This window comes from Actinoplanes sp. NPDC051475 (assembly GCF_040689425.1).
GTDB lineage: Bacteria > Actinomycetota > Actinomycetes > Mycobacteriales > Micromonosporaceae > Actinoplanes.
Map to the genome: position 1 here is coordinate 14156 of NZ_JBFAZZ010000015.1, position 26240 is coordinate 40395.

Annotated in this window: 25 protein-coding genes; 15 read left to right on the forward strand and 10 right to left on the reverse strand. The window is 71.1% G+C overall.

The features are described from left to right. Positions 1 to 696: 696 nt before the first annotated feature. Positions 697 to 1632 (reverse strand): pentapeptide repeat-containing protein, encoded by a 936-nt coding sequence (locus AB0368_RS27895; protein ID WP_366157149.1) that lies wholly within the window; start codon positions 1630 to 1632, stop codon positions 697 to 699. Positions 1633 to 2548: 916 nt separating this feature from the next. Between AB0368_RS27895 and AB0368_RS27900 the strand changes: the two genes are divergently transcribed. The 3 genes from AB0368_RS27900 (at position 2549) to AB0368_RS27910 (ending at position 4383) form a co-directional block, all read left to right on the forward strand. Further along, positions 2549 to 2761: a hypothetical protein gene (locus AB0368_RS27900; RefSeq protein ID WP_366156948.1), complete on the forward strand. Its 213-nt coding sequence runs from the start codon at positions 2549 to 2551 to the stop codon at positions 2759 to 2761. 73 nt (positions 2762 to 2834) lie between these two features. After that, complete coding sequence (locus AB0368_RS27905; protein WP_366156949.1) at positions 2835 to 3575, forward strand: M50 family metallopeptidase; 741 nt, start codon at positions 2835 to 2837, stop codon at positions 3573 to 3575. A gap of 157 nt (positions 3576 to 3732) precedes the next feature. Continuing rightward, the gene (locus tag AB0368_RS27910) at positions 3733 to 4383 is read left to right on the forward strand and encodes a M50 family metallopeptidase (RefSeq protein ID WP_366156950.1); all 651 of its coding nucleotides are present in this window, start codon (positions 3733 to 3735) and stop codon (positions 4381 to 4383) included. Here AB0368_RS27910 and AB0368_RS27915 read toward each other — a convergent pair. After that, on the reverse strand, positions 4380 to 5963 hold the full coding sequence (locus AB0368_RS27915; protein WP_366156951.1) for an acyl-CoA carboxylase subunit beta: 1584 nt from the start codon (positions 5961 to 5963) through the stop codon (positions 4380 to 4382). The genes AB0368_RS27910 and AB0368_RS27915 overlap by 4 nt on opposite strands. Before the next feature lie 762 nt (positions 5964 to 6725). Between AB0368_RS27915 and AB0368_RS27920 the strand changes: the two genes are divergently transcribed. From AB0368_RS27920 to AB0368_RS27930, 3 genes are read left to right on the forward strand one after another with little or no spacing between them, the layout of a single operon-like run. Further along, positions 6726 to 8504, forward strand: coding sequence for a hypothetical protein (locus AB0368_RS27920; RefSeq protein ID WP_366156952.1), 1779 nt, complete (start codon positions 6726 to 6728; stop codon positions 8502 to 8504). A gap of 47 nt (positions 8505 to 8551) precedes the next feature. After that, entirely contained in the window at positions 8552 to 9475 is a 924-nt protein-coding gene (locus AB0368_RS27925; RefSeq protein ID WP_366156953.1) for a biotin--[acetyl-CoA-carboxylase] ligase, read from the forward strand. A 4-nt stretch (positions 9476 to 9479) separates the two neighbouring features. After that, complete coding sequence (locus AB0368_RS27930; RefSeq protein WP_366156954.1) at positions 9480 to 10088, forward strand: PH domain-containing protein; 609 nt, start codon at positions 9480 to 9482, stop codon at positions 10086 to 10088. Here AB0368_RS27930 and AB0368_RS27935 read toward each other — a convergent pair. The 3 genes from AB0368_RS27935 to AB0368_RS27945 form a co-directional block, all read right to left on the reverse strand. After that, a complete protein-coding gene (locus AB0368_RS27935) occupies positions 10015 to 10578 on the reverse strand; it encodes a GtrA family protein (RefSeq protein WP_366156955.1) in 564 nt (187 codons plus the stop codon). The two genes, AB0368_RS27930 and AB0368_RS27935, sit on opposite strands and share 74 nt — an antisense overlap. A 61-nt stretch (positions 10579 to 10639) precedes the next feature. Then, the gene (locus AB0368_RS27940) at positions 10640 to 11233 is read right to left on the reverse strand and encodes a GtrA family protein (protein ID WP_366156956.1); all 594 of its coding nucleotides are present in this window, start codon (positions 11231 to 11233) and stop codon (positions 10640 to 10642) included. Positions 11234 to 11258: 25 nt separating this feature from the next. Next, the gene (locus AB0368_RS27945; protein ID WP_366156957.1) at positions 11259 to 12023 is read right to left on the reverse strand and encodes a sigma-70 family RNA polymerase sigma factor; all 765 of its coding nucleotides are present in this window, start codon (positions 12021 to 12023) and stop codon (positions 11259 to 11261) included. Between the two features lie 301 nt (positions 12024 to 12324). Here AB0368_RS27945 and AB0368_RS27950 point away from each other — a divergent pair, with 301 nt between their 5' ends. Genes AB0368_RS27950 through AB0368_RS27965 form a run of 4 tightly spaced genes read left to right on the forward strand, consistent with a single transcriptional unit; the run spans position 12325 to position 16951 of the window. Next, positions 12325 to 14130 carry a phosphoenolpyruvate carboxykinase (GTP) gene (locus AB0368_RS27950; RefSeq protein ID WP_366156958.1) on the forward strand — a complete coding sequence of 602 codons (1806 nt, stop codon included), beginning with the start codon at positions 12325 to 12327 and terminating at the stop codon, positions 14128 to 14130. Positions 14131 to 14185: 55 nt separating this feature from the next. Further along, positions 14186 to 15034, forward strand: coding sequence for a hypothetical protein (locus AB0368_RS27955; protein ID WP_366156959.1), 849 nt, complete (start codon positions 14186 to 14188; stop codon positions 15032 to 15034). Then, on the forward strand, positions 15031 to 16149 hold the full coding sequence (locus AB0368_RS27960) for a geranylgeranyl reductase family protein (protein ID WP_366156960.1): 1119 nt from the start codon (positions 15031 to 15033) through the stop codon (positions 16147 to 16149). Before AB0368_RS27955 ends, AB0368_RS27960 begins: the two co-directional genes overlap by 4 nt. A 31-nt stretch (positions 16150 to 16180) precedes the next feature. After that, complete coding sequence (locus AB0368_RS27965) at positions 16181 to 16951, forward strand: isoprenyl transferase (protein ID WP_366156961.1); 771 nt, start codon at positions 16181 to 16183, stop codon at positions 16949 to 16951. A 14-nt stretch (positions 16952 to 16965) separates the two neighbouring features. On the opposite strand, the gene otsB is transcribed toward AB0368_RS27965, so the two are convergent. Continuing rightward, positions 16966 to 17820, reverse strand: coding sequence for a trehalose-phosphatase (gene otsB, locus AB0368_RS27970; RefSeq protein WP_366156962.1), 855 nt, complete (start codon positions 17818 to 17820; stop codon positions 16966 to 16968). 230 nt (positions 17821 to 18050) lie between these two features. Here otsB and AB0368_RS27975 point away from each other — a divergent pair, with 230 nt between their 5' ends. From AB0368_RS27975 to AB0368_RS27990, 4 genes are all read left to right on the forward strand, one after another. After that, positions 18051 to 19460: a PhoH family protein gene (locus AB0368_RS27975; RefSeq protein WP_366156963.1), complete on the forward strand. Its 1410-nt coding sequence runs from the start codon at positions 18051 to 18053 to the stop codon at positions 19458 to 19460. 386 nt (positions 19461 to 19846) lie between these two features. Next, complete coding sequence (locus AB0368_RS27980; protein ID WP_366156964.1) at positions 19847 to 20554, forward strand: lytic transglycosylase domain-containing protein; 708 nt, start codon at positions 19847 to 19849, stop codon at positions 20552 to 20554. Positions 20555 to 20628: 74 nt separating this feature from the next. Continuing rightward, the gene (locus AB0368_RS27985; RefSeq protein WP_366156965.1) at positions 20629 to 21435 is read left to right on the forward strand and encodes a serine protease; all 807 of its coding nucleotides are present in this window, start codon (positions 20629 to 20631) and stop codon (positions 21433 to 21435) included. A gap of 59 nt (positions 21436 to 21494) precedes the next feature. Then, on the forward strand, positions 21495 to 22157 hold the full coding sequence (locus AB0368_RS27990) for a rhomboid family intramembrane serine protease (protein WP_366156966.1): 663 nt from the start codon (positions 21495 to 21497) through the stop codon (positions 22155 to 22157). Between the two features lie 4 nt (positions 22158 to 22161). Here AB0368_RS27990 and AB0368_RS27995 read toward each other — a convergent pair whose 3' ends face one another. Both AB0368_RS27995 and glpX read right to left on the reverse strand, forming a co-directional pair. Continuing rightward, positions 22162 to 23127: a DMT family transporter gene (locus tag AB0368_RS27995; RefSeq protein WP_366156967.1), complete on the reverse strand. Its 966-nt coding sequence runs from the start codon at positions 23125 to 23127 to the stop codon at positions 22162 to 22164. Further along, the gene (glpX, locus tag AB0368_RS28000) at positions 23124 to 24149 is read right to left on the reverse strand and encodes a class II fructose-bisphosphatase (protein WP_366156968.1); all 1026 of its coding nucleotides are present in this window, start codon (positions 24147 to 24149) and stop codon (positions 23124 to 23126) included. The genes AB0368_RS27995 and glpX overlap by 4 nt, the downstream gene beginning before the upstream one ends. 101 nt (positions 24150 to 24250) lie before the next feature. Between glpX and AB0368_RS28005 the strand changes: the two genes are divergently transcribed. Continuing rightward, entirely contained in the window at positions 24251 to 24790 is a 540-nt protein-coding gene (locus tag AB0368_RS28005; RefSeq protein ID WP_366156969.1) for a DUF4245 domain-containing protein, read from the forward strand. Positions 24791 to 24816: 26 nt separating this feature from the next. On the opposite strand, the gene AB0368_RS28010 is transcribed toward AB0368_RS28005, so the two are convergent. Beyond that, on the reverse strand, positions 24817 to 25017 hold the full coding sequence (locus AB0368_RS28010) for an exodeoxyribonuclease VII small subunit (RefSeq protein WP_366156970.1): 201 nt from the start codon (positions 25015 to 25017) through the stop codon (positions 24817 to 24819). Next, complete coding sequence (gene xseA / locus AB0368_RS28015; protein WP_366156971.1) at positions 25014 to 26240, reverse strand: exodeoxyribonuclease VII large subunit; 1227 nt, start codon at positions 26238 to 26240, stop codon at positions 25014 to 25016. The genes AB0368_RS28010 and xseA overlap by 4 nt, the downstream gene beginning before the upstream one ends.

Genomic DNA, 26240 nt, shown 5'->3' on the forward strand with positions numbered 1-26240 from the left:
GATGCGCGGCGCGGGCTCCGCCCTGGGGTCGTTCACGGTCGAAGAGGTAGCCGCAGCCCGCCGGCACCGCGTCGTCCAGGCCCCCACCGCCATCACTCCACCGCAAGCCGCGCCGGCTCCAACAGCCCCACCGGCGCCCACAGTTGAGCGCGAGACGGAGAAGCCGGAGCCCACTCCGGCCGCAGCGGCGCGCACAGTTGAGCCCGAGACGGCGAAGTCGGAGCCCACCCCGGCCGCAGCGGCGCCCACAGTTGAGCCCGAGACGGCGAAGCCGGAGCCCACCCCCGCCGCAGCGGCGCCCACCGCTGAGCCCGAGACAGCGAAGCCGGAGCCCACCCCGGCCGCGCAGCCCTCAGCCGCCGCAAAGGCCGAGACGGCTCGGACCTCCGCCGAAGTCACCGAGATCGAGCCGGTCGCGCAGCCGAAGACCGGTTCGGCCGCCGCGGCGGAGTCGCCGGCCGCCAAGGCTGCGACCACCGTCGAGGAACCGGCCACCCAGGCCGGTGAGGCGCAAGCAGCTGCCGCTGACGGCGGAACCGCCGGTGACGAGGCGAAGCCCGGCGACGCAGAGGTCGCGGAGGCGAAGGCCGCGACGTCCTCGGAGCCCGGCAAGACCGGTCAAGTGGCCAAGCCCGCTGTGGGTGCTCGGGCCGGTGCCGGTTCGAGCAAGGCCGGCCGCAAGAAGGGTCGCGGTCGTCAAGCTGCCACCCCAGCTGCGAAAGCTGCAACCGCCGAAGCGGCGGCGACGTCTTCCGAGGCCAAGATTGAGGCGGCCGCGCCGGTTGCCAGTGTTGACAAGCGTGAGTCGGCCGCGAGGGTGCAGACGGACAACCAGGTCGACGTTGACAAACCGGTCGCCGACACGCCGGCCGGGAACGATCTGGCCTCGGACAAGTCGGCCTCGGACAAGTCGGCCTCGGACAAGTCGGCCGCCGATAAGGCGGCCTTTGGCGGGTCGGTCGTTGGCGGGTCGGCGGCTGATGAGCCGGCCGGGGACGAGCCGGTCGCGGAGGAATCGGTCACTGACACGTCGGCTGCGAGCGAGCCCGCCGCCGACTCGACCCCCGCAACCGCCGCAGCAGACGAACGGGCGCCGAGCAAGCAGGCAAAGAACGGCAGTGAAAGAGCCGCGCTGAGCAGCACCGATGCCGACGCGAAGCACGCCGACGCCGAAGGCACCGCCAAGACCAGCGATGTCGAGAGCAACGGCGCCAAGGACGGCGGTGCTAGGGACGGCAAGGTCAGCGGCAGCGAGGAGAGCTCAACCAAGGACAGCTCAACCCAGGACAGCTCGACCCAGGACAGCTCAACCAGGGACAGTCGCGCCGTGGGCAGTGCCAGCAAGGGCAGCGCGAGCAAGGACAGCGCGAGCAAGGGCAGCGCGAGCAAGGACAGTCGCACCGGGGAAAACGCCGGCAAGGACGGCGCGCCCAAGGACAGCCGCGGCGATAGCGGTGCGGTGAAGGGTGCTGCGAGCGGCGGCAGTACTGCCGGGGCGGCGGCGGGCGGCGACTCGGGTGCTGCGGCCAAGGATGACGCCACGGTTGTGGCGGAGCCGTACATGGCTCCTCGGCGGGCTCGCCGGCTTGCCGCTGCGCAGGCCGAGGATGCTCCGGTTCGTACCCGGGTCATCGGCGCGACCGGGTCGGGGGTGGGTGGTTCCTCCGGTCCCGTCACGCCTGTTTCCGGGGCGCCCGGGCTGGGGTCGGCTAATCGGCCTGCTTGGCAGCCGATGGACTTCCGGGCTCCGTCCGGTGGGCGGCGGGGGCTCACCGTTTTCGGGGTCACGCTCACCCGGCGGCAGACCGTTATCGGGTTTGCGTTGCTGGCCGCCGTACTGTTGCTTGTTGGGCTTTTGATTCCGCTTGCTTTCGCGGACGACGGGGATGGTCGGGCTGCTGACCGGGGCCGTCAGGCCGGGGTGGCGCCCACGGTGAGTGTCGCCCAGCCGCAGCAGTCGACGGCCGCCGCGCCGCCTCCCAAGCAGCAGCAGTCCAGTGCGGCTCCCAGTGCCCCGGCCAGTTCCGCTCCGGCCGATTCGGCGCTGCCGAAGGGCTGGCGCATGTACGGGAACCCGCGGACCGGTTTCTCCGTGCCGGTGCCCGACGCGGCTTCGGTCGATGCCTCGAATTCGGACGAGATTCAGTTCCGGTGGGGCAATCGGCTGCTGTTGCTCGCGCAGACCGACCAGCCCGCGGCCGATCCGATGGCCGACTGGAAGGACCAGGAGGCGTCGCGGTCCGGCGGCAAGTACCGGAATTATGAGCGCATCAGAATGGTGCCGGTCGACTATTTCCAGAAGGCCGTCGACTGGGAGTTTCTGTACACCACGTCGAGTGGGAATCGGCAGCATGCCGTGAAGCGGAACTTCCTTACCGGGCCGAAGCAGGCGTACAGCATCAACTGGTACACCTCGCCCGAGGACTGGGATGCGGCGAAGAAGGATTTGCAGGTCATTTACGACGGGTTCAAGCCGCTGTCGTGAGCTCCGTGCGTGAGGTGATCGATGAGTGGGTATCAACGTCGATCATCGAGCTGGAGGTGCACGATGTTCCGCCGACACGGCAGCAAGCCCACGATCGCGCTGTGGATGCTGGTCGCGGTCGCTGACGTCGCCATTCTCGCGGTGGCTGTCGGCCTCGTGACCATGCTCCTGGTGGCCGCCGGAGCGATGCTGGTGGCGGGCGGCGTCGCGAGTGCTCGGCGCCTGCAGCGGCGTACCGGCTCGCAGACCTCGGCCGTGCTGCGCCGCCGGGCCTGATCGCTGCCGACGGACGACACCTGCGGAGGAGCGCGGGGCGGGCAGGGGCGGTGATCGGCTACGCTGCCGGGCTGTGTCGATCGACTCGGTGACTGACCTCTGGGAGACGCTGTTCAGCGCTCAGCCGGACCCTCCTGGATTCCTCGTCCTGGTCACTGCGGTGATCGCCCTCCTCGTGGTGGCGTTCCGCCCGCTGTGGCGGATCGCCCGGAACGCGATCACCATCGCGCATGAGGGCGGACATGCCCTCGTCGCGCTGCTGACCGGCCGCAAGCTTCGTGGCATCCGGCTGGAGTTCGACACGTCCGGGCTGACGCTGTCGGCTGGGCGGCCTACCGGGCCCGGCATGATGTTCACGCTGCTCGCCGGGTATGTCGCGCCGTCGTTGATCGGGCTGGGCGGTGCCTGGCTGCTCGGTGGGAACCGGATCACGCTGCTGCTGTGGCTTGCGGTCCTGTTACTGCTGCTCATGCTGATCAACATCAGGAACGTCTTCGGCGCGGTCTCGGTGGTGGTTACCGGGGCGATCGTCTTCGCCGTTTCCTGGTACGCGTCACCGCAGGTCCAGGCGGCTTTCGCGTACGTGGGGGTGTGGTTCCTGCTCGTCGGGGGTGTGCGGCCGGTGTTCGAGCTGCAGAAGCTCCGCGGCCGGGGCCGGATGCCCGACTCCGACGCCGATCAGCTGGCCGGGCTCACCCACGTACCGGCGTTGTTCTGGGTCGGGGTCTTCCTCGCCGTCGACGTGGCCGCGCTGGTGATCGGCGGTTTCATGCTGGCGGGTCAGTGGCTGCCGGAGCTGAGCACCACGCCGTAGCCGCGGCGGCAGCCGGTTCGCGGGGGTCTCGGCCCCAGCCCTCCTGGCCGCGCGTGGCCGACTCGCGCGGGCTCGTCCCGGAGCCTTCCGCCCGCACATGTAGCCGATCGGTGACAGTGTGATGCGGGTCACGGCGGCGGTCGGTAGGTTCGGCGATATGGCTGCTGAGCTGGGCATGGCGTGGAGCACCGCGGTCGTGGCGTTCGTCGGTGCCGTGCCCCTGTGGCGCTACACGACCAACGCGATCACCATCGCTCACGAGGGCGGCCATGCGGTGTTCGGGTGGCTGTTCGGCTCGGCCGTCAAGCACGTCAAGATCTTCCACAACGGCGGCGGGGAGATGGTGGCCGGCACGGAGAACTGGCTGTCGAGATTCGTGTCGCTGGTCGCCGGCTATCTCGGCCCGTCGATTTTCGGCTTCGCCGGCGTCCAGCTGCTCGTGCACGACGCCGACCCGCGGTCCGTGCTGTTTCTCAGCCTGGTGTTCCTCGCCGGGGTGCTGATCATGGTGCGGAACCTCTTCGGCGTCTTCGTCATCCTCTTCGTCGGCGCGATCCTGTGGGTGGTCGCCATGCGCTCGGCGGGGGCGGTTCAGCTCGCTTTCGCGTACGTGTGGGTCTGGTTCCTGCTCATGGGCGGCGTGCGGCAGGTCCCAGAGCTCTTCTGGGCCATGCGGACGGACCCCGCCACCGATGCGGGCCTGCTGCAGAAGCACACCCTCATCGGTGACGTGGTCTGGCTCTTCGTCTTCTGGCTGGTGTCGCTCGGCGCCCTCGTCTACGGCGGGGCGCTTCTGATCCGCCACTAGAGCGGGATGTTGCCGTGCTTCTTCGGCGGGAGCGTCTCGCGCTTGGTGCGCAGCGTACGCAGGGCGCGCGTGACCTGGATCCGGGTCTGCGACGGGGCGATCACCGCGTCCACGTAGCCGCGTTCCGCCGCGATGTACGGGTTGGCCAGCGTGTCCTCGTACTCGGAGATCAGCTCGGCGCGCATCGCGGCGGGGTCTTCGGCGGCCGCCAGTTCGCCGCGGTAGAGGATGTTCACCGCGCCCTGGGCGCCCATCACCGCGATCTGCGCCGTGGGCCAGGCGAAGTTCATGTCGGCGCCGAGGTGCTTGGAGCCCATGACGTCGTACGCGCCGCCGTACGCCTTGCGGGTGATCACCGTGACCTTGGGGACGGTGGCTTCGGCGTACGCGTAGATGAGCTTGGCCCCCCGGCGGATGATGCCGTCCCACTCCTGGCCGGTGCCGGGCAGGAAGCCCGGCACGTCGACGAACGTGACCACCGGGATATTGAAGGCATCACAGGTACGGACGAAGCGGGCGGCCTTCTCCGACGCGGCGATGTCCAGGGTGCCGGCGAAATGCATGGGCTGGTTGGCGACGACGCCGACCGGGCGCCCCTCCACCCGGCCGAAGCCGACCACGATGTTCTGCGCGTACAGGGGCTGGACCTCGAGGAAGTCCTCGACGACAGCCTCGACCACGTGGTGGATGTCGTAGGGCTGGTTCGCCGAGTCCGGGATCAGCGTGTCGAGGGCCAGGTCGGCGTCGCCCGGCGTCAGATCCGCGGGGGCGTCGAAGGCGGTCGGCTCGTCCAGGTTGTTGCTCGGCAGGTACGACAGCAGCGCGCGCACGTAGTCCATCGCGTCGTCCTCGTCGGCCGCCAGGTAGTGCGCGTTGCCGCTGCGGGAGTTGTGCGTACGGGCGCCGCCCAGCTCCTCCATGCCGACGTCCTCGCCGGTCACCGTACGGATGACGTCCGGACCGGTGATGAACATGTGCGACGTCTGGTCGACCATGACGGTGAAGTCGGTGATCGCGGGGGAGTACACCGCGCCGCCCGCGCACGGGCCCATGATCAGGGAGATCTGCGGGATGACGCCGCTCGCGCGTACGTTGCGGAAGAAGATGTCGGCGTAGAGGCCGAGCGCGACCACGCCCTCCTGGATCCGCGCGCCGCCCGAGTCGTTGATGCCGATGATCGGGCAGCCGATCTTCATCGCCAGGTCCAGCACCTTGACGATCTTCTCGCCGAAGACTTCGCCCAGCGAGCCGCCGAAGACGGTGAAGTCCTGCGAGAAGACGCAGACCTGGCGCCCGCCGACGGTGCCGTGGCCGGTGACGACGCCGTCGCCGTACGGCCGGTTCTTGTCCAGCCCGAAGTTGGTCGAGCGGTGCCGGGCGAGCTCGTCCAGCTCCACGAACGAACCCTCGTCGAGCAGCATCTCGATGCGCTCCCGAGCGGTCTTCTTGCCGCGGGAATGCTGCTTCTCCACGGCCCGCGCCGAGCCGGCGTGCACCGCCTCGTCGGTCCGGCGCGCCAGGTCGGCGAGCTTGCCGGCCGTGGTGCGGATGTCGGACTCCACGTCCTGCTGGGTCGTCACTGTGCCTCCACTTGCCGCGCCCGTACGGCTGTTCGCCGCGCCGGGCCGCGTTGTCCCGCGCTCGCACGCTGTTTGCGCCGCCTGCGCTGCGCGACCTCGTGTCCGTGGCCGGCGTTGCCGCTGCCTGTGTGTGGCGCGTACGCGAACGCGTCCGCACCGCTGGAGATCGTATCGAGGAGGGCGGAGCGGTGCGCCCCGGCAGCGTCGAGCCGGGATCGTTTCGTTCCTAATGCACCATTCGTTACAACCCCCGTGACGACATGGATGACCCCCGTCGGCGTGGTGTTGATCGTCGGTGGCATCGCGACGCTGATTGTGTTCCGCAAGGCGCTCTTCGGCGGCAGCCGCGGAAACAACGGGGCTGCGCGAAACCGGGGTGCCGGGGGTGCTGCGGGTGCCGCCGGCGCCGGCGGGGCCGGCAGGCGTGGCAGTGGCCGGCGTTCGGACGGCTCCGGGCGGCGGCGTGGGCGATCGGCTTCGGTGGATCAGGACGGTGCCGGCACTGGGCTTCATTCGGCTGCGGTCGAGCGTGAGGGTGCCGGGGCCGGGCGTCGTTCGGCTGGGGCTGAGCGTGAGGGTGCCGGGGCCGGGCGTCGGTCCGCCGAGCCTGAGCGTGCCGGTCAGTCCGCCCAGGCGGAGCGCAAGGGTCGGCCCGCCGAGGCGGAGCGGGACGCCGTGCCGGTGCCGGAACCCCGTACCTCTCGCCGGTTCTGGCCGATGTCACCCACCACCGAGTCCCCGGCGAGCCCGCTGGAACCCGCGGTGGCCGAACCGTCCGGGACGGCACCGGATGCACTCGAGCCGCCGGCCGTCGTCCGTCTTGCCGCCGGGACCGCGGAGGAGGGGGCGATTGGTGAAGACGCGAACCGCACTCGCACCCGCCGCCGCACGACGTTCGGCCTTCGGCGGTCTCGCCAGGCCGTCGCGGAGGCGGAGAGCCCGGCCGACGCTCCCACCGCGGGACCCACGGACGTGCGGTTGGTGAGTTTGGGCGCTACCCCGGACCTGGACGTCACGCCCGATCTCGATAGGCAGGGCGACGGCGAGGACGTTGATCGCGACCTGGACGGCGACTCCGACGGCCGGGAGCGTTACGGTCTCGTCGCCCTCGGACTGGTTGGCGAGGACGGCTTCGGGCCGGTGGGCAGCGACGGCTTCGGGCCGGTCGGCGATGGCGATGTCGGACCGGCAGGGGAGGACGCTCGCGATTTGGCGGCCGCGGACGATTTCGGACGGGCAGAGGACGATTTCGGCTTGGCGGGCGCGGACGATCTCGCGCTGGCCGGTGCGGACGGTCTCGGCTCGGCGGGCGCAGGTGGTCTCGGCTTGGTGGGCTCGGACGGTCTCGGCTTGGCAGGCGCAGACGGTCTCGGATCGGCCGGCGAGGACGAAGAGTGGCTCGCCGGCGATGACTTGCGGCTTGCGGACATTCCGTTCGCCGCTGTCCCGGCGGGCCGGGAGCAGGCCGATCTCGAGGACCCGGAGCTCTCCGGCGACTTCGAGGCCGTGCAGGACACCGACGCCTCCGGCAGCTTCCCGGCCGCGCTGGATCCCTTCGCCGTCGGCGGCTACGACGTCGACCCCTTCGAGGCGGAGCCACCGTTCCGCCGCCGCCGGTCCGAGCGCCGCTACGGCGACCGGGTCGAGGGCTGGGTTCGCCCCCAGTACCGCGACGAGCCGGCTTCCGGTGACTACTGGACGCCGGTTCCCGATGCCGGATACGGCTGGCCGGTGCCGGTGGAACGGATCCCGGCCGTCCCGCCTTACCCGCCGGCCTCGGGCTTCGATCCGGCCCCGGCGGCGGAATCCGAGCTGACCGCCGTGGTCCCGCAGTGGCCGCCGGCGCGCCCGGACGACCGCATCGGAGTCCCGCGCGCGTGGTCCCGCGACGAGGCGCGTGGCGAGTTCGCCCCGCGGCGCCGGCGTCTGGACGAGGACACCGTCGTGGACTGGGCGGCGGATGACGAGAACAGCGTGCCCGAGGAGCGGAACGCGCCGTACCGCAGCCGCCGGGACCGCGACGCCGGCATCGCGCCCGCCGTCCCGAACCTTGACGAGCCCGGACGGGAGAGCAGCCCCGGGCCGGAAGGCGGGCTCGGACGCGAGACCAGGCCCCGCCAGGGAAGCGACCATGGCCGGGAGGTCGGGTCAGCGCATGAGGCTGGCGCAGCACATGAGGCTGGCGCAGGGCAGGAGGCCAGGGCACGGCAGGAGAGCGGATCAGGGCGGGAGTCCGGCTATGCAGGACGGCCGGAGAGCGCCGAAGGCCCGATCTGGACCGTCCCGGACCTGCCCGACGCCCCGCTGCCGGATCTCGCCTGGTCGCGCAGCACCGCGGACGAAGACTCTCGGCGCTTCCGGCGCTCCTCCATCCCCGTGCGCCGCCGTCGCAGCGGGGGCGCAGACGCCACGCAGCACCTTCCGGCGGTCGAAGCGTCGCCGCCCCGTCCCCGTCCCCGGCCGCGCCCCCGCCCCAGCGCAGGCCAGCCGGAGGCGCGCAGCACCGTCTACGTGAGCAAGCACGCCGCCGAGCCGAGCTGAGCGGCACGTCCAGCAGTCGGGTGCGATCCCGCGGCTAGGCTGAACCGATGGCCGCCTCGCCGTACACGAACCTCGACCGCCCGCCACTGTCGGCGCGTGCCCTGCAGCGGGCCCTCGTCGTCCCCGGCGGGATGTGGCACCAGGTCGACGTGGTCGCCGAGACCGGCTCCACCAACGCGGACGTCGCGCAGGCCGCCCGGGACGGTGCCGCCGAGGGCCTGGTCCTCGTCGCCGAGCAGCAGGTCGCCGGCCGGGGTCGCCGGGACCGGCAGTGGCTGTCGCCGCCGCGGGCCGGGCTCACGCTGAGCGTGCTGCTGCGTCCCGGGCTTGCCGACGCCGACCGGGGCTGGAACCCCGCGCCGCAGCGGGCGTGGGGCTGGCTGCCGTTGCTCGCCGGGGTCGCCCTGCTCGAGGCGGTCCAGCGCGTCGCCGAGGTCGACGCGGCCCTGAAGTGGCCCAACGATCTGCTCGTCACAGACGCCCCGGGCGACCCCGGTAAGGGAGGGGAGTCCGGCACGGCGAGGGAGTTTGGCACGGCGGGAGAGCCCGGCAAAGCGGCCGGCATCCTCGCCGAGGTCGCCGGCGACGCCGTCGTGGTGGGAATCGGCCTCAACGTCAGCACCCGAGCAGAGGAACTACCCGAGACCACCGGCCTTCCGCCAACCTCGCTCCGGATCGCCGGCGCCGAATCCACCGATCGCGATCCGATGCTGCGAGCGCTCCTGCGGGGCATCGCGCGATGGTACGGCGGTTGGCGAGAAACCGACGGTGACGCCGAGCTGTGCGGGCTGCTGGGGGCGTACCGGCGGGGGTGCGCCACGCTCGGGCGTGAGGTGCGGGTGCTGCTGCCCGAGGGCGGTGCGCTCACCGGCGAGGCGACCACCGTGGACGGTGACGGGCAGTTGGTGATCCGTACGGCGGACGGCACCGAGCGTCGTGTCTCCGCGGGTGACGTGCTGCACGTACGCTGAGCGCGTGGCTTTTCCGGACGACGTCCTGACCGACGAGGAGGAGGTCGTCCTCCACCTGCATCCGCACGCGAAGGCGGCCGTACGCCCGATTCTGGTCCTGCTGGTCGCCCTGGCCGCGGTGATCCTGGTGTGGGTGATGCTCCCGCCGACCACCGGGGGGCTCATCGGCGTCTGTGTGGTCGGCGCCGTGGCGCTGTTCTTCGGTGTGACCCGCGGGGTGTGGCTGCTGCTGGTCTGGCGCAGCACCCACTACGTCTTCACCGATGAGCGGATCCTGCTGCAGGACGGGGTCGTCGCCCGGGAGCGGCGGGATCTGCCGCTGAACCGGGTCAACGATCACCTCACCCACCAGTCGCTGGTCGAGCGGGTGCTGGGGTGCGGCACGCTCACCGTCGACTCGATCGGGGAGCAGTCCGCGGTCATGGCTTCGGTGCCGCATGTGCAGCAGGTGCAGACGACGCTTTACCAGCTCATCGAGACCGACCGGGAGCTACGGCCGGACGAGGATGACGAGGAGGAGCCGGAGCCGCCGCCCGTGGCTAGACAGCGCGGCGCTGGGCGTCGATCTCCTGGGCGATCTCGGCGTCCAAGCGGCCCTCCGCCTCGGCGCTGAGCTCGGCGAGCCCGGCGGCGACGTCCAGCTCGGCGATCGCCGCTTCGTGGCCGTCGACGGGCGGCTTCAGGAACACGAAGGTCCGGTACGCCCAGAAGCGGAAGATCGTCGCGACCACGATGCCGAGCAGCGTGACGCCCATGAACAGGACGGCGTCCTTCTCCTCGGTGAGGCCGAAGCCGTACTTGCCGATGGTCAGCGCGCCCGACTGGATCACCATGCCGGCGAGGTTGAAGCCGAAGAACAGGGTGTATTCGCGGCGCAGCGCTGTGCGGGTGTGGTGCCGGTAGGTCCAGTAGCGGTTGGCGATGTAGGCCAGCGTGGTCGTGACCACGGTGGCGACGACACTCGCCTTGACGGCACCGATGGGCAGCAGGGCCCAGGTGATCGCCATGTAGAGCAGAGTGTTCGCTGCGCCGATAACACCGAACGCCATGGCCTCGGGAGCCAGGTGGCGCAGACGTTCCGTCAGCGGGCGGGCTGAAGGCATTCGACAACCTTAAGGGGGGAGGGCGAGAGACGACGGACACAGCCGGGGGCTGAATCCCTCGTCACATCCGCGGGACGGCCCGCGGGGCCGTCGGCTCGGTGGACTGCGGTGCGGTCGTATCCGCCGGGGGAGCAGGGGCCTGCGGGGCTGCCGGGGGCGCCGGGTCCGGGACCGCGGCTTCGCCGAAGACGAAGCGACGGTACGACCAGAAGCGGAAGAGCGTGCCCACGGCGGTGCCGACCAGCTGGCCGGAGACGTTGTCCGCGAGCGGGCTCTGGAACTCGGGCCAGACGGAGCCGAGCCCGTAGTGACTGATCGCCAGGCACGCCAGCCCGATGCACAGGCCTACCCCGTTGAGCAGGAAGAACATCGTGTACTGGTGAGCCATGTTGCGGTGCTCGCGGTGCCGCCACGTCCAGAACCGGTTGCCGGCGAAGGCCACCGTGGTGGCTACGACGGTGGAGATCGTTTTGGCGAGCAGGGACTCCGCGCCGCTCTGCAGCAGCACGTTGAAGATGACGAAGTCGATGGCGAAGGCGATCCCGCCGACGGTGCCGAATTTGCCCAACTCGCGGACCACTGCCCCGAAGCGAGCCCGCAGGGCGGGCAGGAGATCGGCGGCAGGCACGGTCCCGAGAGTACCGGCGGACGTCACGCCACGCTGTCTTCGTGAGCGACTCTTAACGTTGCGGGCCTGCATGGTCCCGCTGTCGGTACGGACGGTAGTGGCCCTGGTTGATCTCGGTCACCTCGGCCAGCCGGGCACGACAGTCGCCGCACCAGGACAGATGGGTTCTCAGTCTCACAGCGTCCCGCGGCGCCAGCCTCCCGCGGACGTGGCCGCCCAGCCGGTCCCCGGCCCACCGGCACTCGGGCGGGTCGGCGACGGCGACGTGCTGCTGAAGGTAGAGGCGGCGCAGCCCCTCGCGCGCGCGGTGGGCGAGGACGGCGACCGCGTTCGGGGTCAGCCCGAGCTGCGGGGCGACCTCGGCCGGGCTGGCTCCCTCCACCTCGGTACGCCAGAGCACGTCCCGCCACCGGTCGGGCAGGGCCTGGAACGCCTGGGCGGCGAAGGTGCGCTCCATGCGGTCCAAAGCCGGGTCCAGGAACGGTTCGCCCTCGTCGTAGCGGGTCAGGTCGTCGGTGAACTCCAGCCGGCGGTCCCGGCGTGCCCGGTGGTAGCAGACGTGCCGGAGCGTGGTGTAGAGGTACGCACGGAAGGCCACGAGGGGCCCGCGGCCCGCCCGCAGGGTGGCGAAGACCTTGGCGAAGGTCTCGGCGACGAGGTCGTCGGCGTCGGCGTGGTCGGTGACGAGCCCGTGCGCGAGTGCCCGGGCGCCGGAGCGGTGGCGCTCGTACAGCACGCCGTAGGCACCGGTGTCTCCGGCCCGTACGGCCGCCATCAACTCCGTGTCGGCGTCAGCCTCGCCTGCCGGGATCGCCATTCCTGCCTCCAGAAGCCGGGACTGGGAGGAAAGCCCGATTCTGGACAAGCTTATGACTTTTGTCCTTTTTGTGAAAGCGGAGGGTGTCGAGCGGGCGCGAGAAAGCGCTCTCTGCGCACTCGTGCACCTTCCAGCGAAGGATCAATCGTGATCGCGCACAAACACTGAGGATTGTGCGGTTGTCCACAGGTTTCCCCGATGAACTGAACGTTCACTCGGCTTAGGCTGACGTGACTCCCGTGATGAGGGCCGGACCGCCGGCCTGGCTCGTCACAGGTCAGTGCCGACCGAAGGGATTCACATGTCTGTACCCCCCACCTCCCACGCCCGCCTGCTGGGCTGGGTCGAGGAGGTCGCCGCCCTCACCACTCCCGATCGGGTGGTGTGGTGCGACGGCTCCGACGAGGAGTGGATCCGGCTCACCGACTCGCTCGTCGACGCCGGCTCCCTCGTCCGCCTCGATCCCGAGCGCCGGCCGAACTCGTTCTGGGCGCGTACCGATCCCGGGGATGTCGCCCGGGTCGAGGAACGCACCTTCATCTGCTCCGCCGATCCGGCCGACGCCGGGCCCACCAACAACTGGATGGCGCCCGCCGAGATGAAGTCGACGATGACGGAGCTCTACCGCGGCTGCATGCGCGGCCGCACCATGTACGTCGTCCCGTTCTGCATGGGCCCGCTCGACGCGCCGAACCCGATGTTCGGGGTCGAGCTGACCGACAGCGCGTACGTCGTGGCGTCCATGAAGATCATGACCCGGATGGGCACCAAGGTGCTCGAGGCCATGGGCGACGAGGCCGACTTCGTGCCGGCCCTGCACTCGGTCGGTGCGCCGCTGGAGCCGGGGCAGGAGGACGTCGCCTGGCCGTGCAACGAGACCAAGTACATCTCGCACTTCCCGGAGACGCGCGAAATCTGGTCCTTCGGCTCGGGCTACGGCGGCAACTCCCTGCTCGGCAAGAAGTGCTTCGCCCTGCGGATCGCCAGCGTCGCCGCCCGCGACGAGGGCTGGCTCGCCGAGCACATGCTGATCATGAAGCTGACCTCGCCCGAGGGCCGGGTCCGCTACATCGCCGGCGCGTTCCCGTCGGCCTGCGGCAAGACCAACCTCGCCATGCTGGAGCCCACGCTCCCGGGCTGGAAGGTCGAGACCGTCGGCGACGACATCGCGTGGATGCGCTTCGGCGAGGACGGCCGCCTCTGGGCCACCAACCCCGAGTACGGCCTGTTCGGCGTCGCGCCCGGCACCGACCAGCACACCAACCCGAACGCCATGCGTACGCTGGCGCGCGGAAACTCGGTCTTCACCAACGTCGCGCTCACCGACGACGGGGACATCTGGTGGGAGGGCATGGGCGAGCCGCCCGCGCACCTCATCGACTGGAAGGGCAACGACTGGACGCCGGACTCCGAGGCGCCCTCGAGCCACCCGAACAGCCGGTTCTGCACGCCCATCAACCAGTGCCCGATCCTCGCGCCCGAGTACGACGACCCGCGCGGCGTACCGATCGATGCCATCCTCTTCGGCGGCCGCCGCAAGACGACAGTGCCGCTGGTGACCGAGGCCCGCGACTGGGTGCACGGCGTGTACTTCGGCGCGACCCTGTCGTCGGAGACCACCGCCGCGGCGGTCGGGCAGGTCGGCGTCGTGCGCCGGGACCCGATGGCGATGCTGCCGTTCATCGGCTACCACGCCGGCGACTACTTCAACCACTGGATCGAGATGGGCAAGGCCGCGTCCGGCGACGCGGAGAAGCTGCCGAAGGTCTTCTACGTCAACTGGTTCCGACGCGGCGACGACGGCCGGTTCCTGTGGCCCGGATTCGGCGAGAACTCCCGCGTGCTCAAGTGGATCGTCGAGCGCCTGGACGGCAAGGGTGACGCCGTCGAGACGGCGATCGGGCACGTACCGACCGCGGACGCCCTGGACCTGACCGGTCTGAAGATCGACCAGGCCGACGTCGAGGCCGTCCTCGCGGTGGACAAGGACGAGTGGCTGGCCGAGATCCCGCAGGTCGAGGAGTGGTTCGCCAAGTTCGGCGACAAGCTGCCGGCCGTGCTCTGGTCGGAGCTGGACGCGCTCAAGTCCCGCCTCAACGCCGCGTGACGCCCCGCGCCCGCCTCGCGTTCGAGGCGGGCGCGGCCTGGGTACCTTCGCATTCGTGACCATCGACTACGGCCCGCCGCGTGTGGTCCACGCCCTGCGCTGGCTGCTGGTCGCGACGGCGGCGGCCACCGCCGGGGTCGAGCTCCTCAATTACTGGTACGCGCCTGAGCACGGTTTCGGGCTCGCGGTCCGCACCGGCTGGGCGCTCCTGCGTACCGTCGGATGGTTGATCTTGATCTGGCACGTGCGCCGCGGTCGCGCCGCGGCCCGGCCCATCGGTCTGATCCTGGCCGTCACCACCGTCTTCGCGGTCGGGCGTCTCGTGGTGCCCCGCTCCGGCACCCCGCCCACCGCCGGCGTCATCGGCTTCGCGGTGCTCACCGCTCTCTGCGTCACCGTCGTGGTACTGCTCTACCGGCACCCGGCCGTGCAGGACCACCTGGTCCGCCATCCCAAGAAGGTGGTGTTCACCCGGGAGGGCATCGAGGTCCGCGAGGCCGTCCCGAAGCGCCCCCCGCTGGCCGCCTGGGCCATCACCGCCCGGGTCGCCGCGTTCACCTACAGCCCGCTGATGCTCGTGCCGGCCCTGATCTCGGTGGCGGAACTGCGCAGCCGGCCGGAGTGGATCCTCGCCGTCGGCTTCTGGTTCGTGGCCGGTTTCGGCGCGAGCTACGCGGTCCTGCTGAGTACCTTCTTCCTGCTGCGCGGCAAGCGCTGGGCGCCGAAGCTGCTGCTCTGGGTCACGCTCGGTGTGCTCGTGGTCGACCTGCCCCTCTGCTACCTGCTGCTCGGCGTGGACGGGCTGATCCGCGACGGCGCCCCACTGGTGGCCGCGGCCGTGCTCGTCTGCTACTCGCTGTGGCGGGTGGCGCGCACGCCCGCCCCGGCGACGGCCCCCGCGTGAGCTACGACGTCGCGATCGTCGGCGCCGGGCCGGCCGGAGCCGCCGCGGCCCTCGCCGCCCGCCGCGCCGGCGCCTCGGTCGTCCTGCTCGACCGGGCGGAGTTCCCCCGCGACAAGCCGTGCGGCGACGGCATCGCCGCCGAGGCGCTCGACGTTCTCGCGGACCTCGGCGTGACCGGCGCGGCGGACGGCTACCCGCCCGTCGAAAGCCTGCGGCTGGTGGCGCCGGGCGGCACCGAGGTCGCCAGGCCCCTGCCCCGGCCCGCGCACACCGTGCCCCGCAAGGTCTTCGACGCCCGCCTGGTCGAGGCGGCGGTCAGCGCCGGCGTCGAGCTGCGCCGCCACACGGTCCGCTCGATCCGATACGCCGCCGGCGGCGTGGTCCTCGACGACCGGGTGACGGCACGGGTGCTGGTCGGCGCGGACGGCGCGGGGTCGGTGGTGCGGCGGTCCCTCGGGCACCCGGTCAACCCCGACGGTCACCTGGCCATCGCCATCCGCGGGTACGCCCCGGCCCACGGCACCGAGCAGCTCATCCGGACGACGAGCGCGCGCTGGCCCGCGTACGCCTGGTCCTTCCCGCTGGGCGACGGCACCGCCAACGTCGGGTACGGCGAGGTGCTGCGCGGGACGCCGCTCACGAAGGCATACCTGGTGAACCGCCTGGCCGATCTCCTGCCCGGCACCGCGGCGACCGGCCTGCGCGCCCACCACCTGCCGTTGTCGACCCACCGCCCGGCGCCGGCCCGCGGCCCGGTGCTGCTCGCCGGCGACGCGTTGTCGCTGATCAACCCGTTCACCGGCGAGGGCATCTTCTACGCCGTGCTCTCCGGCGCGCTGGCCGGCGCGGCGGCCGCCGAAGGACCGGAGCGGGCGGGGCCGCGTTACACCCGCGCGCTGCGGGCTCGGCTAGGACGGCACCTGCGCCACTCCGGCTTCGCCACGCTGCTCACCCGCCGCCCCCGGGTGGTCGACGCCGCGGTACGGGCGGCACGCCGCGATCGGGCGGTTTTTGACCGCATGGTGGACCTGGGCCTCGGTGACGGGGTTTTCGACCTTCGCACGATCGGACGCATCGGGGCCGAGTTGGTCCGTTTCGCCGCGCCACCCCCTTGAGCCGGGGCCCGCTGTCGATAGGCTGGCGGTGATGAGTCTCCGGTCCCTGGTCTACTCGGTGTACGAGCGACGGCTCGCCGGCAAGCTGGCCGGCAAGCCGGTGCCGCAGCACGTCGGGGTCATGTGCGACGGCAACCGCCGCTGGGCCCGCGAGATGGGCTACGTCGACCCCAACGACGGCCACCGGGTCGGCGCGGTCCGCATCAAGGAGCTGCTCGGCTGGTGCGACCAGGCCGGCATCAAGCACGTCACCCTCTACCTGCTGGCGACCGACAACCTCCAGCGCCCCGCCGCCGAGCTGGACCCGCTCGTCAAAATCATCGAGGACCTCGCGACCGAACTCGCCGAGGACGGCAACCCGTGGCGCCTGCGCATCGTCGGCGCGCTCGACCTGCTGCCCGCGCCCACAGCGACGACCCTCAAGGCGGCCCAGGAGAAGACCCGCGAACGCTCCGGCGGCGTCGAGGTCAACATGGCCGTCGGGTACGGCGGCCGCCGCGAGATCACCGACGCGGTCCGGTCCCTGCTGCACGAGCACGCCGCGGCCGGGCGCACCATCGAGGAGCTCGCCGAGATCCTCGACGTGGAGCACATCGCCGAGCACCTTTACACGAAGGGGCAGCCGGATCCCGACCTGGTCATCCGTACCAGCGGGGAGCAGCGGTTGTCGGGCTTCCTGCTGTGGCAGTCGGCGCACTCGGAGTTCTACTTCCACGACGCGAACTGGCCGGATTTTCGCCGGACGGACTTCCTCCGGGCGCTGCGCTCGTATGCGGGCCGCCAGCGCCGCTACGGCGCCTGAGGCGACCCGGCGGCTCAGCGGCCGAAGACGGGCAGTGCCTCGGCGAGGAACCCGGCGACCGCCTCCGGTGACTCCAGCGTCAGGTCCGCCGCGCTGGACACGTCGGCGCCGGTCTCCGGGTTGGCGACCGCGACGCACATGCCGAAGAACTCCGGGTCCACCGCCTCGCGGGCGCGTAGCGCGTCGAAGGCCTTGATGTCGGACATGTCGTCCCCGAAATACCAGGCGCAGCCGGCGTTGAGGACGCCCTCGCTGATCACCATGCCCTTGTCCTGGTCGACCGGGGGCTTCAGCTCGACCACCATGCGGCCGCCCTGGATCCGCAGGCCCAGGCGTTCGGCCTGTTCGTGGCCCCAGCGCTCGACCTCGGGCGCGAGCTGCGGCGCCGTCCGGTAGTGCAGGGCGACGGACAGCCGCTTGTACTCGACCAGGATGGCGTCGGGGAGCTCGACCTTGGCGCGCTCGGCCAGGTCGGCCATCGCGGGCACCCAGGGGAGTGCGGCCGGCTCCGTCACGACGTCGCCGTCGTGCCAGACCTCGAGGCCGTACAGCCCGTAGAGGTCGACGTGCTCGAGCGACTCGAAGCGGGAGCGCAGGAAGCTCACCGGCCGGGCCGACACGATCGCCACCCGGGCCACCTTGGCGGCGAGCTGCTCGAGGACGCCGAGCACGGACGGGACCGGCTGCGAGGCGTCAGGGTCGTCCGTGACGGGCGACAGCACGCCGTCGAAGTCGAAGAAGAAGGTGGTTTCCTTGGCGCGGGAGGCGGTGAATCGCCAGGCCTCCGCGACGCTGAGAGGGTGCGTGGGGCGCGCGTTGCTAAGCGGTGTCTCAGGCACAAGTTCCAGCGTACCCGCCGTTCGGCTCATTGCGGTCCGGCGGAACGGCGCCGAATTGGCGTATCTCGCGGGTACTACCGCAGGTGGCTCTTGGCAGCTAGCGTTCTACGTATGGCACGGGGTTCTCCCGAGCCAGCCGGCCGGCCCGGACCTGCGACGGAGTACGCCACGGGGCCAGCATCCCGACCCCGTGCTAGAGACGGGCGCCGGACGTGGCGGACCGCGGGCGGACCGGGTTGCACGCCCGCTGGAGCAGGCCTGTGACATCTCGCCGTAATGACGCCGGGGCCCACACCGACCCGGCCGCCAAAGTCTCCAGCAGCGCCTCCACGGGACGCCGGTCGTCCCGGGATCGGCACGCAGACGCGGAGCCCGCCCCAGCCGGTCGGGTCTTCGTGCTGGACACCTCGGTCCTGCTGTCCGATCCGGCAGCGTTCCGCCGGTTCACCGACCACGAGGTGGTCATCCCCCTCGTGGTGATCTCCGAGCTGGAGGGCAAGCGGCACCATCCCGAGCTCGGCTGGTTCGCCCGCCAGTCGCTGCGCATGCTCGACGAGCTGCGGATCAAGCACGGGCGGCTGGACCACCCGGTGCTCTGCAACGACGAGGGCGGCACGCTGCGCGTGGAGCTCAACCACGCCGATCAGAGCGTGCTGCCGCAGGGCTTCCGCAACGACTCCAACGACACCCGGATCCTGTCCGTGGCACTGGGGCTCGCCGCCGAGGGCCGGGAAGTCACGCTGGTCAGCAAGGACATGCCGTTGCGGGTCAAGGCGGCGTCGGTGGGCCTCACCGCGGACGAGTACCGGCACGGCCAGGCCAGCGACCCGACCTGGACCGGTATGTCCGACCTGAAGCTGGACGAAGATGTCGTCAACCGCCTGTACGCCGGTGACGAGCTCGAGCTGGAGGAGACCGAGAACCTGCCGTGCCACACCGGTCTGGTGGTCCACTCGCCCCGCGGGTCGGCGCTGGCCCGGGTCAACCCGGACAAGACCGTGAAGCTGGTCCGCGGGGACCGGGAGGCGTTCGGCCTCCGGGGCCGCTCCGCGGAGCAGCGGGTGGCGCTGGACATCCTGCTGGACGAGTCGATCGGCATCGTGTCGCTCGGCGGGCGGGCCGGCACCGGCAAGTCGGCGCTGGCGCTGTGCGCCGGCCTCGAGGCGACGATGGAACGCAACCGCCACAAGAAGGTCGTGGTCTTCCGCCCCCTGTACGCCGTCGGTGGCCAGGAGCTGGGCTATCTGCCGGGCAGCGAGTCGGAGAAGATGTCGCCCTGGGCGCAGGCGGTGTTCGACACGCTGGGCGCGGTCGTGCACGCCAACGTCATGGAGGAGGTCATGGCCCGCGGGATGCTCGAGGTGCTGCCGCTGACCCACATCCGTGGCCGGAGCCTGCACGACTCGTTCGTGATCGTCGACGAGGCGCAGTCACTGGAACGCAACGTGCTGCTGACGGTGTTGTCCCGGATCGGTCAGGGCTCGCGGGTGGTGCTCACCCACGACGTCGCCCAGCGCGACAACCTGCGGGTGGGGCGCCACGACGGCGTGACGGCGGTGATCGAGGCACTGAAGGGCCACCCGATCTTCGCGCATGTCACCCTGACGAGATCCGAGCGGTCCCCGATCGCAGAGGTCGTCACCGATCTCCTGGAGGAGATTCCGCTCTGACGCTGCGTCATCGTGAGGCGGGAATCCGGCCGGATTCCCGCCTCACGGCGTGTTCGGGGTCAATTACAAAAAGTGACGTGCGTTATACCGTACGGGTGAGCGAATAGGACCTGGTATAGGCCGATTAAATCCTAAACGTACTGTGATTCATTTCACTGATGGGCGTTGCCGTTTCACATCCACTTCACCGTGCGCCATGGTGGCTGGCGAGCATCATGCGGGTGGCCACCCCGGTCGGACATCGATCGCCGGCCACCGAGCCGGGCGACGAACGCCGGCGCGCGCGGCCCGGAGGGGTCGTCGATGCTCGCGGTGCGAGGCGCCGCCGGTGGGACCGAGCCGGTGGATACGTTCCGCGTCATTGCCCCCTACGAAGGGAAATCTTCGTGAATCGGCTCTGGAGCCGGGTCGGAATCCGTGTGGCCTCGGTGGGTCTGCTCGTCGCAGGCGTGATCGGCGGGGTCTACCTCGGGAAGGACCAGGAAGTCCAGGCGCAGAGCGCCCAGGCTCAGATGGTGGTGCAGGCGGACACGGACGAGATGCAGCTCCTCAAGGAGCGGCACAACCAGCACGCCGCCGTCCGTGCGTACCAGCGCGAGGCGGAGGGCGAAGCCGCCTCGAAGGCCGCGATCGAGGCCAAGGCCGCCGCCGGCAAGGCGCGCACGCTCGAGAAGAAGGCCATCGAGAAGAAGAAGGCCGCGGAGAAGGCCGCAGCGGCCAAGAAAGCCGCGAAATCCGGCGACGGTGGCACGGTGCCCTACACCGGAGACATCCCGTCGTCCTGTGACGAGTACAGCGGCAACCGGGCCACCGGCTGCGCGCTGATGCTGGACGCCGGTTTCGAGATCGACCAGTTCCCCTGCCTGGACAAGCTGTGGAAGCGGGAGAGCGGCTGGAACCACCACGCCGAGAACTCCGGCTCCGGCGCGTACGGCATCCCGCAGGCCCTGCCCGGCAGCAAGATGGGCTCGGAAGGCGACGACTGGGAGGACAACCCCGCGACGCAGATCAAGTGGGGTCTCAAATACATCGAGGGCCGGTACAACTCCCCGTGCGGTGCGTGGTCGCACTCGGAGAACACGGGCTGGTACTAGACGACCTGACAAAAGGGGTACGCGCTTCGGCGCGTACCCCTTTTGCGTGTCGCGGTGAGTGATCAAATGTCCACATGGTCCGGAAAGTCGCCTCGCTGGTCGTCCTCGGTGTTCTCGCCTCCGTGCTGACCGCGGGTCAGATAGCCGCCCAGGCGGGGGACACCTCGCACGCCACGGGCGGCACACCGCCGGTCCGCGGGGTCGTCGGTGGAGACCTGGCGCCCGCCGGCCGGTTCCCGTGGATGGTGCGGCTCTCCATGGGCTGCGGCGGGGCCCTGACCGCACCACGGGTGGTGCTCACCGCCGGTCACTGCGTCAACGGCAGCGGGCCGGACGACAGCATCGGCGTCGTGGCCGGCGTGACCAATCTGAAGTCCGCCGACGCCGTCGAGGCGCGCTCGGTGGCCGTCGTACGCGCCGAGGGCTTCCACGGTGAGACCCGCGGCGAAGACTGGGCGCTGATCAAACTGGACCGTGCGCTGAATTTGCCTACCCTCGAGCTCGGCCACGGCGGCGCGGACGAGGCGGGACCGCTCACCGTGCTCGGCTGGGGCCAGACCAGCGAGCAGTCGCTGCGCCAGGAGAAGCGCCTGCGGTACGCGTCCGTGCCGGTGGTCTCCGACGGCGCCTGCGCGAAGGCGTACCGGAAGGTCGGCGTCGAGCTGGTGCAGGACGAGTCCATCTGCGCCGGCAAGAAGGGCGTCGACACCTGCCAGGGCGACTCCGGCGGTCCCATGGTGCGCCCGGCGGGCGACAAGTGGGTCCAGGTCGGCATCGTGAGCTGGGGACTCGGCTGTGCGCGCAAGGGCTTTCCGGGCGTGTACACGCAGATCTCGGCGTTCCGCGCCACCATCCGGAAGGCCACCCGCGAGCTCAGCTGACCGTGCCCGATCCGACACGGCGGGTTGGCACAGTGGCGGCCATCGGTAACCATCGGGGAATGGGCTATCCGGGTGCACACGACGACGCGGCGGCGAAGGTCGGCACCGAAGCGTTCTTCGCCTCCATCGGCCGTGCCTTCGTGGCGATGTGCGCGGTCATCCCGCTGCTCTTCCTCATCGAGGCGATCGACCAGGGCGTCGGTGCCGGCTCCCTCGACGTGGCGGCCGGCATCATCCCCCGGCGGCTCGACGGCCTCGACGGCGTCCTCTTCAGCCCGTTCCTGCACGCCGGCTGGGACCACCTGTACGGCAACAGCGTGCCGCTCATCCTGGTCGGCACGTTCGCGCTGGCCGGAGGCACCCGCCGGTTCCTCTGGTCGACCCTGGTGATCGTCCTGGTCAGCGGCTTCGGTGTCTGGCTCATCGGCGACCCGAGCAGCGTCGTCGTGGGGGCGAGCGGGGTGGTCTTCGGCTACCTGGGACTGCTCTTCGCCCGCGGCTTCGTCGAGCGCAGCTGGTGGAACCTGGGCGTGGCGGCGTTCATCGGGCTGCTGTACTGGTACCAGATCTACAACATCCTCCCCACCGACCAGCCGGTCTCCTGGCAGGGGCACCTGCTCGGCCTGCTGGGTGGGGTAATCGCCGCGATCGCCTTCCGCCGTCGCCGGCCGAAGCCGGTGGCCGTCTCCTACGATCCCGGCGTGACGCTGACCGACATCTGAGGCGTCACGACCGCCGGGCCGGTACCACCGCCACGCCCACCGCCAGCAGCGTCAGGGCGGCACCCAGGACCGTGTTCCAGCCGGGTGTACCGGCGCCGGCCGGGAGCAGGGCGTCGATCAGTAGGGCGCCGGTGACCTGGCCCGCGATCATGCCGAGTCCCAGCAGGAGTACGCCGATGGTGCGCACCACCGCCGCGCCGACCGCAATGAAGACGATGCCCAGCGTGCCACCGACGTACAGCCACCAGGGGCCGGCGGGGAGGTGGGACGGGACGCCGCGCAGCAGGGCCGATGCGGCGAAGGCCAGGAGCAGGACGGCCGTACCCGTGACGAAGTTGACCAGGCCGGCCACCATGGCGCTGCCCGAGACCACCCGGACGTGGCCGTTGATCGCCTGCTGCCAGGCGATCCCGAGGCCCGCGAGCAGCGGGAGGACGGCCAGGGCGAGGGCGCTGGGGTGACCGATGCGGTCGCCCACGGCGATCAGCACCGCGCACACCGTGAGGATCGCCCCCGCCAGGCGGGGAACGGTCACCGGCTGCGGGCCGGCCGGGCCCGCGCCGGCCCGGTCCACCATCAGGCTGCTCGAGGACTGGCCCGCGACGACGGCCACGATGAACACGGCGACCCCGAGCGTGGGCACGGTCAGGCCTTGGGTGGCGACCAGGAAACCGCCGCACATGCCGCCGATGCACTGCCACGGGCGGATCCGGCGGTCGCGCAGGCCGTCGCGCAGGTGTCGCAGGCCGGCCCGGCCCGCCGGCAGCAACGGTACGAGCACCGTCAGCAGCAGCAGGCCGGAGCCGAAGGAGATCAGTGCGGCGCCGATCGGGTCGTCGAGGCGTACGGAAAGCTCGCCGTTGATCCTCGACTGGACAGCCAGCGCGACGCCCGACGTCACCGCGAGCACGACGCCGACCAGGCGCCGACCGGCGGTAACCGCCGGCGGCAACGGGGCCGTCCGGGTCACTCGCGCACCGTGGGTAGGTGACCGTCGAAGTCGACCGACGAGTAGAGCTTCAGCTTCTCCAGCCGGTGGTACGAGTCGATGACCCGGATCGTGCCGCTCTTGGAGCGCATCACGATCGACTGGGTGTGCGCCCCGCCGGCGCGGTAGCGCACGCCCTTGAGCAGGTCACCCGAGGTCACGCCGGTGGCCACGAAGAAGCAGTTGTCACCGGTCACGAGGTCGTCGGTGGTCAGTACCCGGTCGAGGTCGTGGCCGCCCGCGATTGCCTTCTCCCGCTCCGAGTCGTCCAGCGGCCACAGCTTGGCCTGGATCTCGCCGCCGAGGCACTTGAGCGCGCACGCCGCGGTGATGCCCTCCGGGGTGCCGCCGATGCCCATCAGCACGTCGACGTCGGACTCCGTACGCGCCGCGGAGATGGCGCCCGCGATGTCGCCGTCCGAGATGAACTTGATGTTGGCGCCGGCCGCGCGTACCTCCTCGACCAGCTTCTGGTGCCGCGGCCGGTCCAGGATGCAGACGGTGACGTCGGAGACGGACGAGTGTTTCGCCTTGGCGATGCGACGCAGGTTCTCGGTCGCGCCCGCATTGATGTCGATCACGTCGGCGCAGTCCGGGCCGACCGCGATCTTCTCCATGTAGAAGACGGCGCTCGGGTCGAACATCGCGCCGCGCTCGGCGACCGCGAGCACGGCGACCGCGCCCGGCATGCCCTTGCTCATCAGCGTGGTGCCGTCGACGGGGTCGACCGCGACGTCGACCTCGGGTCCGGTGCCGTCGCCGACCTGCTCTCCGTTGAAGAGCATGGGCGCCTCGTCCTTCTCGCCCTCGCCGATCACCACGACGCCGCGCATCTGGATCGAGTTGATGAGCTTGCGCATGGCGTCCACGGCCGCGCCGTCGCCACCGTTCTTGTCGCCGCGGCCGACCCAGCGGCCGGCCGCCATCGCGGCGGCTTCGGTGACACGGACGAGGTCGAGGGCGATGTTGCGGTCGAGATCCTGGGGATTGGCGGCAACTGGCATGACGGGGCCTCCTCGCGACGGTGCGGGGTGTGGTCGTCACCGATCCTCACATGCCGACCTGCGCCAAGTCGCGTCAGCGCGACATGGTTAACAATGGTGGGGTGTCCAGCCCCGAGACCCCCACCGTCGGCGAGCGTGCCCAGCGCCGGCCGCGGGACATGGCGTTGTCGCTCGCCGTCCTGCTCGTCCCGATCGCGTTGCTGCTGCTCTTCTACCGGCTTGTGCTCGACGGGGACAAACCGGTCGCCGTGGATCCGGAGCCGACGCTCCAGGAGGCCCGCTCGGCGGCGGCCTTCGAGGTCGCCGCGCCGCAGGGGCTCGGCGCGGACTGGCACGTGCAGAGCGCGACGTTCAAGCGCGAGTCCGGCGGCGCCACCCTGCGCCTGGGTTACGCCGATCCGGACGCCAAGCCGCTTCAGCTGATCGAGAGCAGCCTCGCGACCGCCACCCTGATCCCGGCCGAGCTCGGCAAGGACCCGGAGGCGGTGGGCACGTTCCGGGCCGGGGCCCGCACCTGGCAACGGTACGACGGGCGCCCGGGCGAGGACGCGCTGGTGCTCCTCGAAAAGGGCCGGACGATCATCGTGGTGGGCCCGGCGGAGGAACAGACCCTGGAGACGCTGGCCTCGTCGCTGCCGTGACGGGGCAGCGCGGCGGGTGAGACGCCCTATTCCGAGCGGGCCGCCCGGGACGCCTCGATGCGCTCCCGGGCGCCGTCCAGCCAGCGCTGGCAGACGTCGGCGAGCTTCTCCCCGCGCTCCCACAGCGCGAGTGACTCCTCCAGCGAGGCGCCGCCTTGCTCCAGCTTCTCGACGACCGTCGCCAGCTCGCCGCGGGCCTGCTCGTAGCTGAGGTTCTCGTCGGTCATGGGGTGCTCTCCTGTACCTCCGTGCGCAGCTCGCCGTCGGCCAGCCGTACGCGTAGAACATCTCCGGTCGCGACCTCGCCCGCCGCCTGGACCACGTGGCCGTCGGCGCGCTGCACGATCGCGTACCCGCGCTCCAGGGTGGCGGCGGGCGACAGGGCCCGCAGCCGGGCGAGGGTGTGGCGCAGCTCGTCGTCGGCGCGGCGGAGCCGGTGCTCCAGGCTGCGGGTGGCCCGGTCGCGCAGTCCGGCGATTTCGGCCGCCCGCTGCTCGACGAGGGTCTCGGGGCGGGCCAGCGACGGCCGCGACCGGAAGGCCTCCAGCCGGTGCGTCTCGCGGTCGATCAGGGTCAGTACGGCCCGGTCCAGGCGGCGCCGCGCCTGCTCGACGATCAGGCGTTCCTCGGCCAGGTCCGGCACGATCCGCTTGGCCGCGTCGGTGGGCGTGGAGGCTCGCAGGTCGGCGACGTAGTCCAGCAGCGGCGCGTCGGTCTCGTGGCCGATCGCGCTGACCACCGGCGTACGGCAGCCGAAGACGGCCCGGCACAGTGCCTCGTCGGAGAAGGGCAACAGGTCCTCGACGCTGCCGCCGCCGCGCGCGATGACGATCACGTCGATGGTGTCGTCGTTCTCCATCACCTTGAGCGCGTCGATGATCTGCGGCACCGCGGTCGGGCCCTGCACGGGCACGTTGATCACCCGGAAGTCGACCCCCGGCCAGCGCCGCCGGGTGTTCATCAGCACGTCCCGCTCGGCGGCCGACGCGCGCCCGGTGATCAGGCCGATGCGCTGCGGCAGGAACGGCAGCCGGCGCTTGCGCTCGCGGGCGAACAGCCCCTCGGCGGCGAGCAGCTTCTTGAGCCGTTCCAGCCGGGCCAGCAGCTCGCCGAGGCCGACCTGGCGGATCTCGTCGGCGCGCAGGCTCAGCGAGCCCCGGGCGGGATAGAACTCGGGCTTGGCGTGCAGGGTGACCCGGGCGCCCTCGGCCAGCTCGGGGGCGCCGGCGTCGAGCACGTCGCGGTGCGCGGTCACGGTGAGGCTGAGGTCGGCCGAGGGATCGCGCAGGGTCAGGAAGACCACCGCGGCGCCGGGGCGGCGGCTGATCTGGGCGACCTGCCCGTCGACCCAGACCCAGCCCAGCTTGGCCACCCACGCGCCGAGCTTCTGGCTGACGACGCGCACCGGCCAGGGCTCGTCCGCGCTCGACTTGGGTTCCGGCTGGGTCAC

What these genes read in the sequence shown, in the direction of transcription:
- AB0368_RS27965 (WP_366156961.1), top strand. Translation starts at nt 16,181, where the DNA reads ATGAGTCTCCGGTCCCTGGTCTACTCGGTGTACGAGCGACGGCTCGCC.
- AB0368_RS27895 (WP_366157149.1), bottom strand. Translation starts at nt 1,632, where the DNA reads ATGACCCGGGTACGAACCGGAGCATCCTCGGCCTGCGCAGCGGCAAGC.
- otsB (WP_366156962.1), bottom strand. Translation starts at nt 17,820, where the DNA reads ATGAGCCGAACGGCGGGTACGCTGGAACTTGTGCCTGAGACACCGCTT.
- AB0368_RS27925 (WP_366156953.1), top strand. Translation starts at nt 8,552, where the DNA reads ATGGCCGCCTCGCCGTACACGAACCTCGACCGCCCGCCACTGTCGGCG.
- AB0368_RS27950 (WP_366156958.1), top strand. Translation starts at nt 12,325, where the DNA reads ATGTCTGTACCCCCCACCTCCCACGCCCGCCTGCTGGGCTGGGTCGAG.
- AB0368_RS27935 (WP_366156955.1), bottom strand. Translation starts at nt 10,578, where the DNA reads ATGCCTTCAGCCCGCCCGCTGACGGAACGTCTGCGCCACCTGGCTCCC.
- AB0368_RS27945 (WP_366156957.1), bottom strand. Translation starts at nt 12,023, where the DNA reads ATGGCGATCCCGGCAGGCGAGGCTGACGCCGACACGGAGTTGATGGCG.
- AB0368_RS27985 (WP_366156965.1), top strand. Translation starts at nt 20,629, where the DNA reads ATGGTCCGGAAAGTCGCCTCGCTGGTCGTCCTCGGTGTTCTCGCCTCC.
- AB0368_RS27910 (WP_366156950.1), top strand. Translation starts at nt 3,733, where the DNA reads ATGGCTGCTGAGCTGGGCATGGCGTGGAGCACCGCGGTCGTGGCGTTC.
- AB0368_RS27990 (WP_366156966.1), top strand. Translation starts at nt 21,495, where the DNA reads ATGGGCTATCCGGGTGCACACGACGACGCGGCGGCGAAGGTCGGCACC.
- AB0368_RS27900 (WP_366156948.1), top strand. Translation starts at nt 2,549, where the DNA reads ATGTTCCGCCGACACGGCAGCAAGCCCACGATCGCGCTGTGGATGCTG.
- glpX (WP_366156968.1), bottom strand. Translation starts at nt 24,149, where the DNA reads ATGCCAGTTGCCGCCAATCCCCAGGATCTCGACCGCAACATCGCCCTC.
- AB0368_RS28010 (WP_366156970.1), bottom strand. Translation starts at nt 25,017, where the DNA reads ATGACCGACGAGAACCTCAGCTACGAGCAGGCCCGCGGCGAGCTGGCG.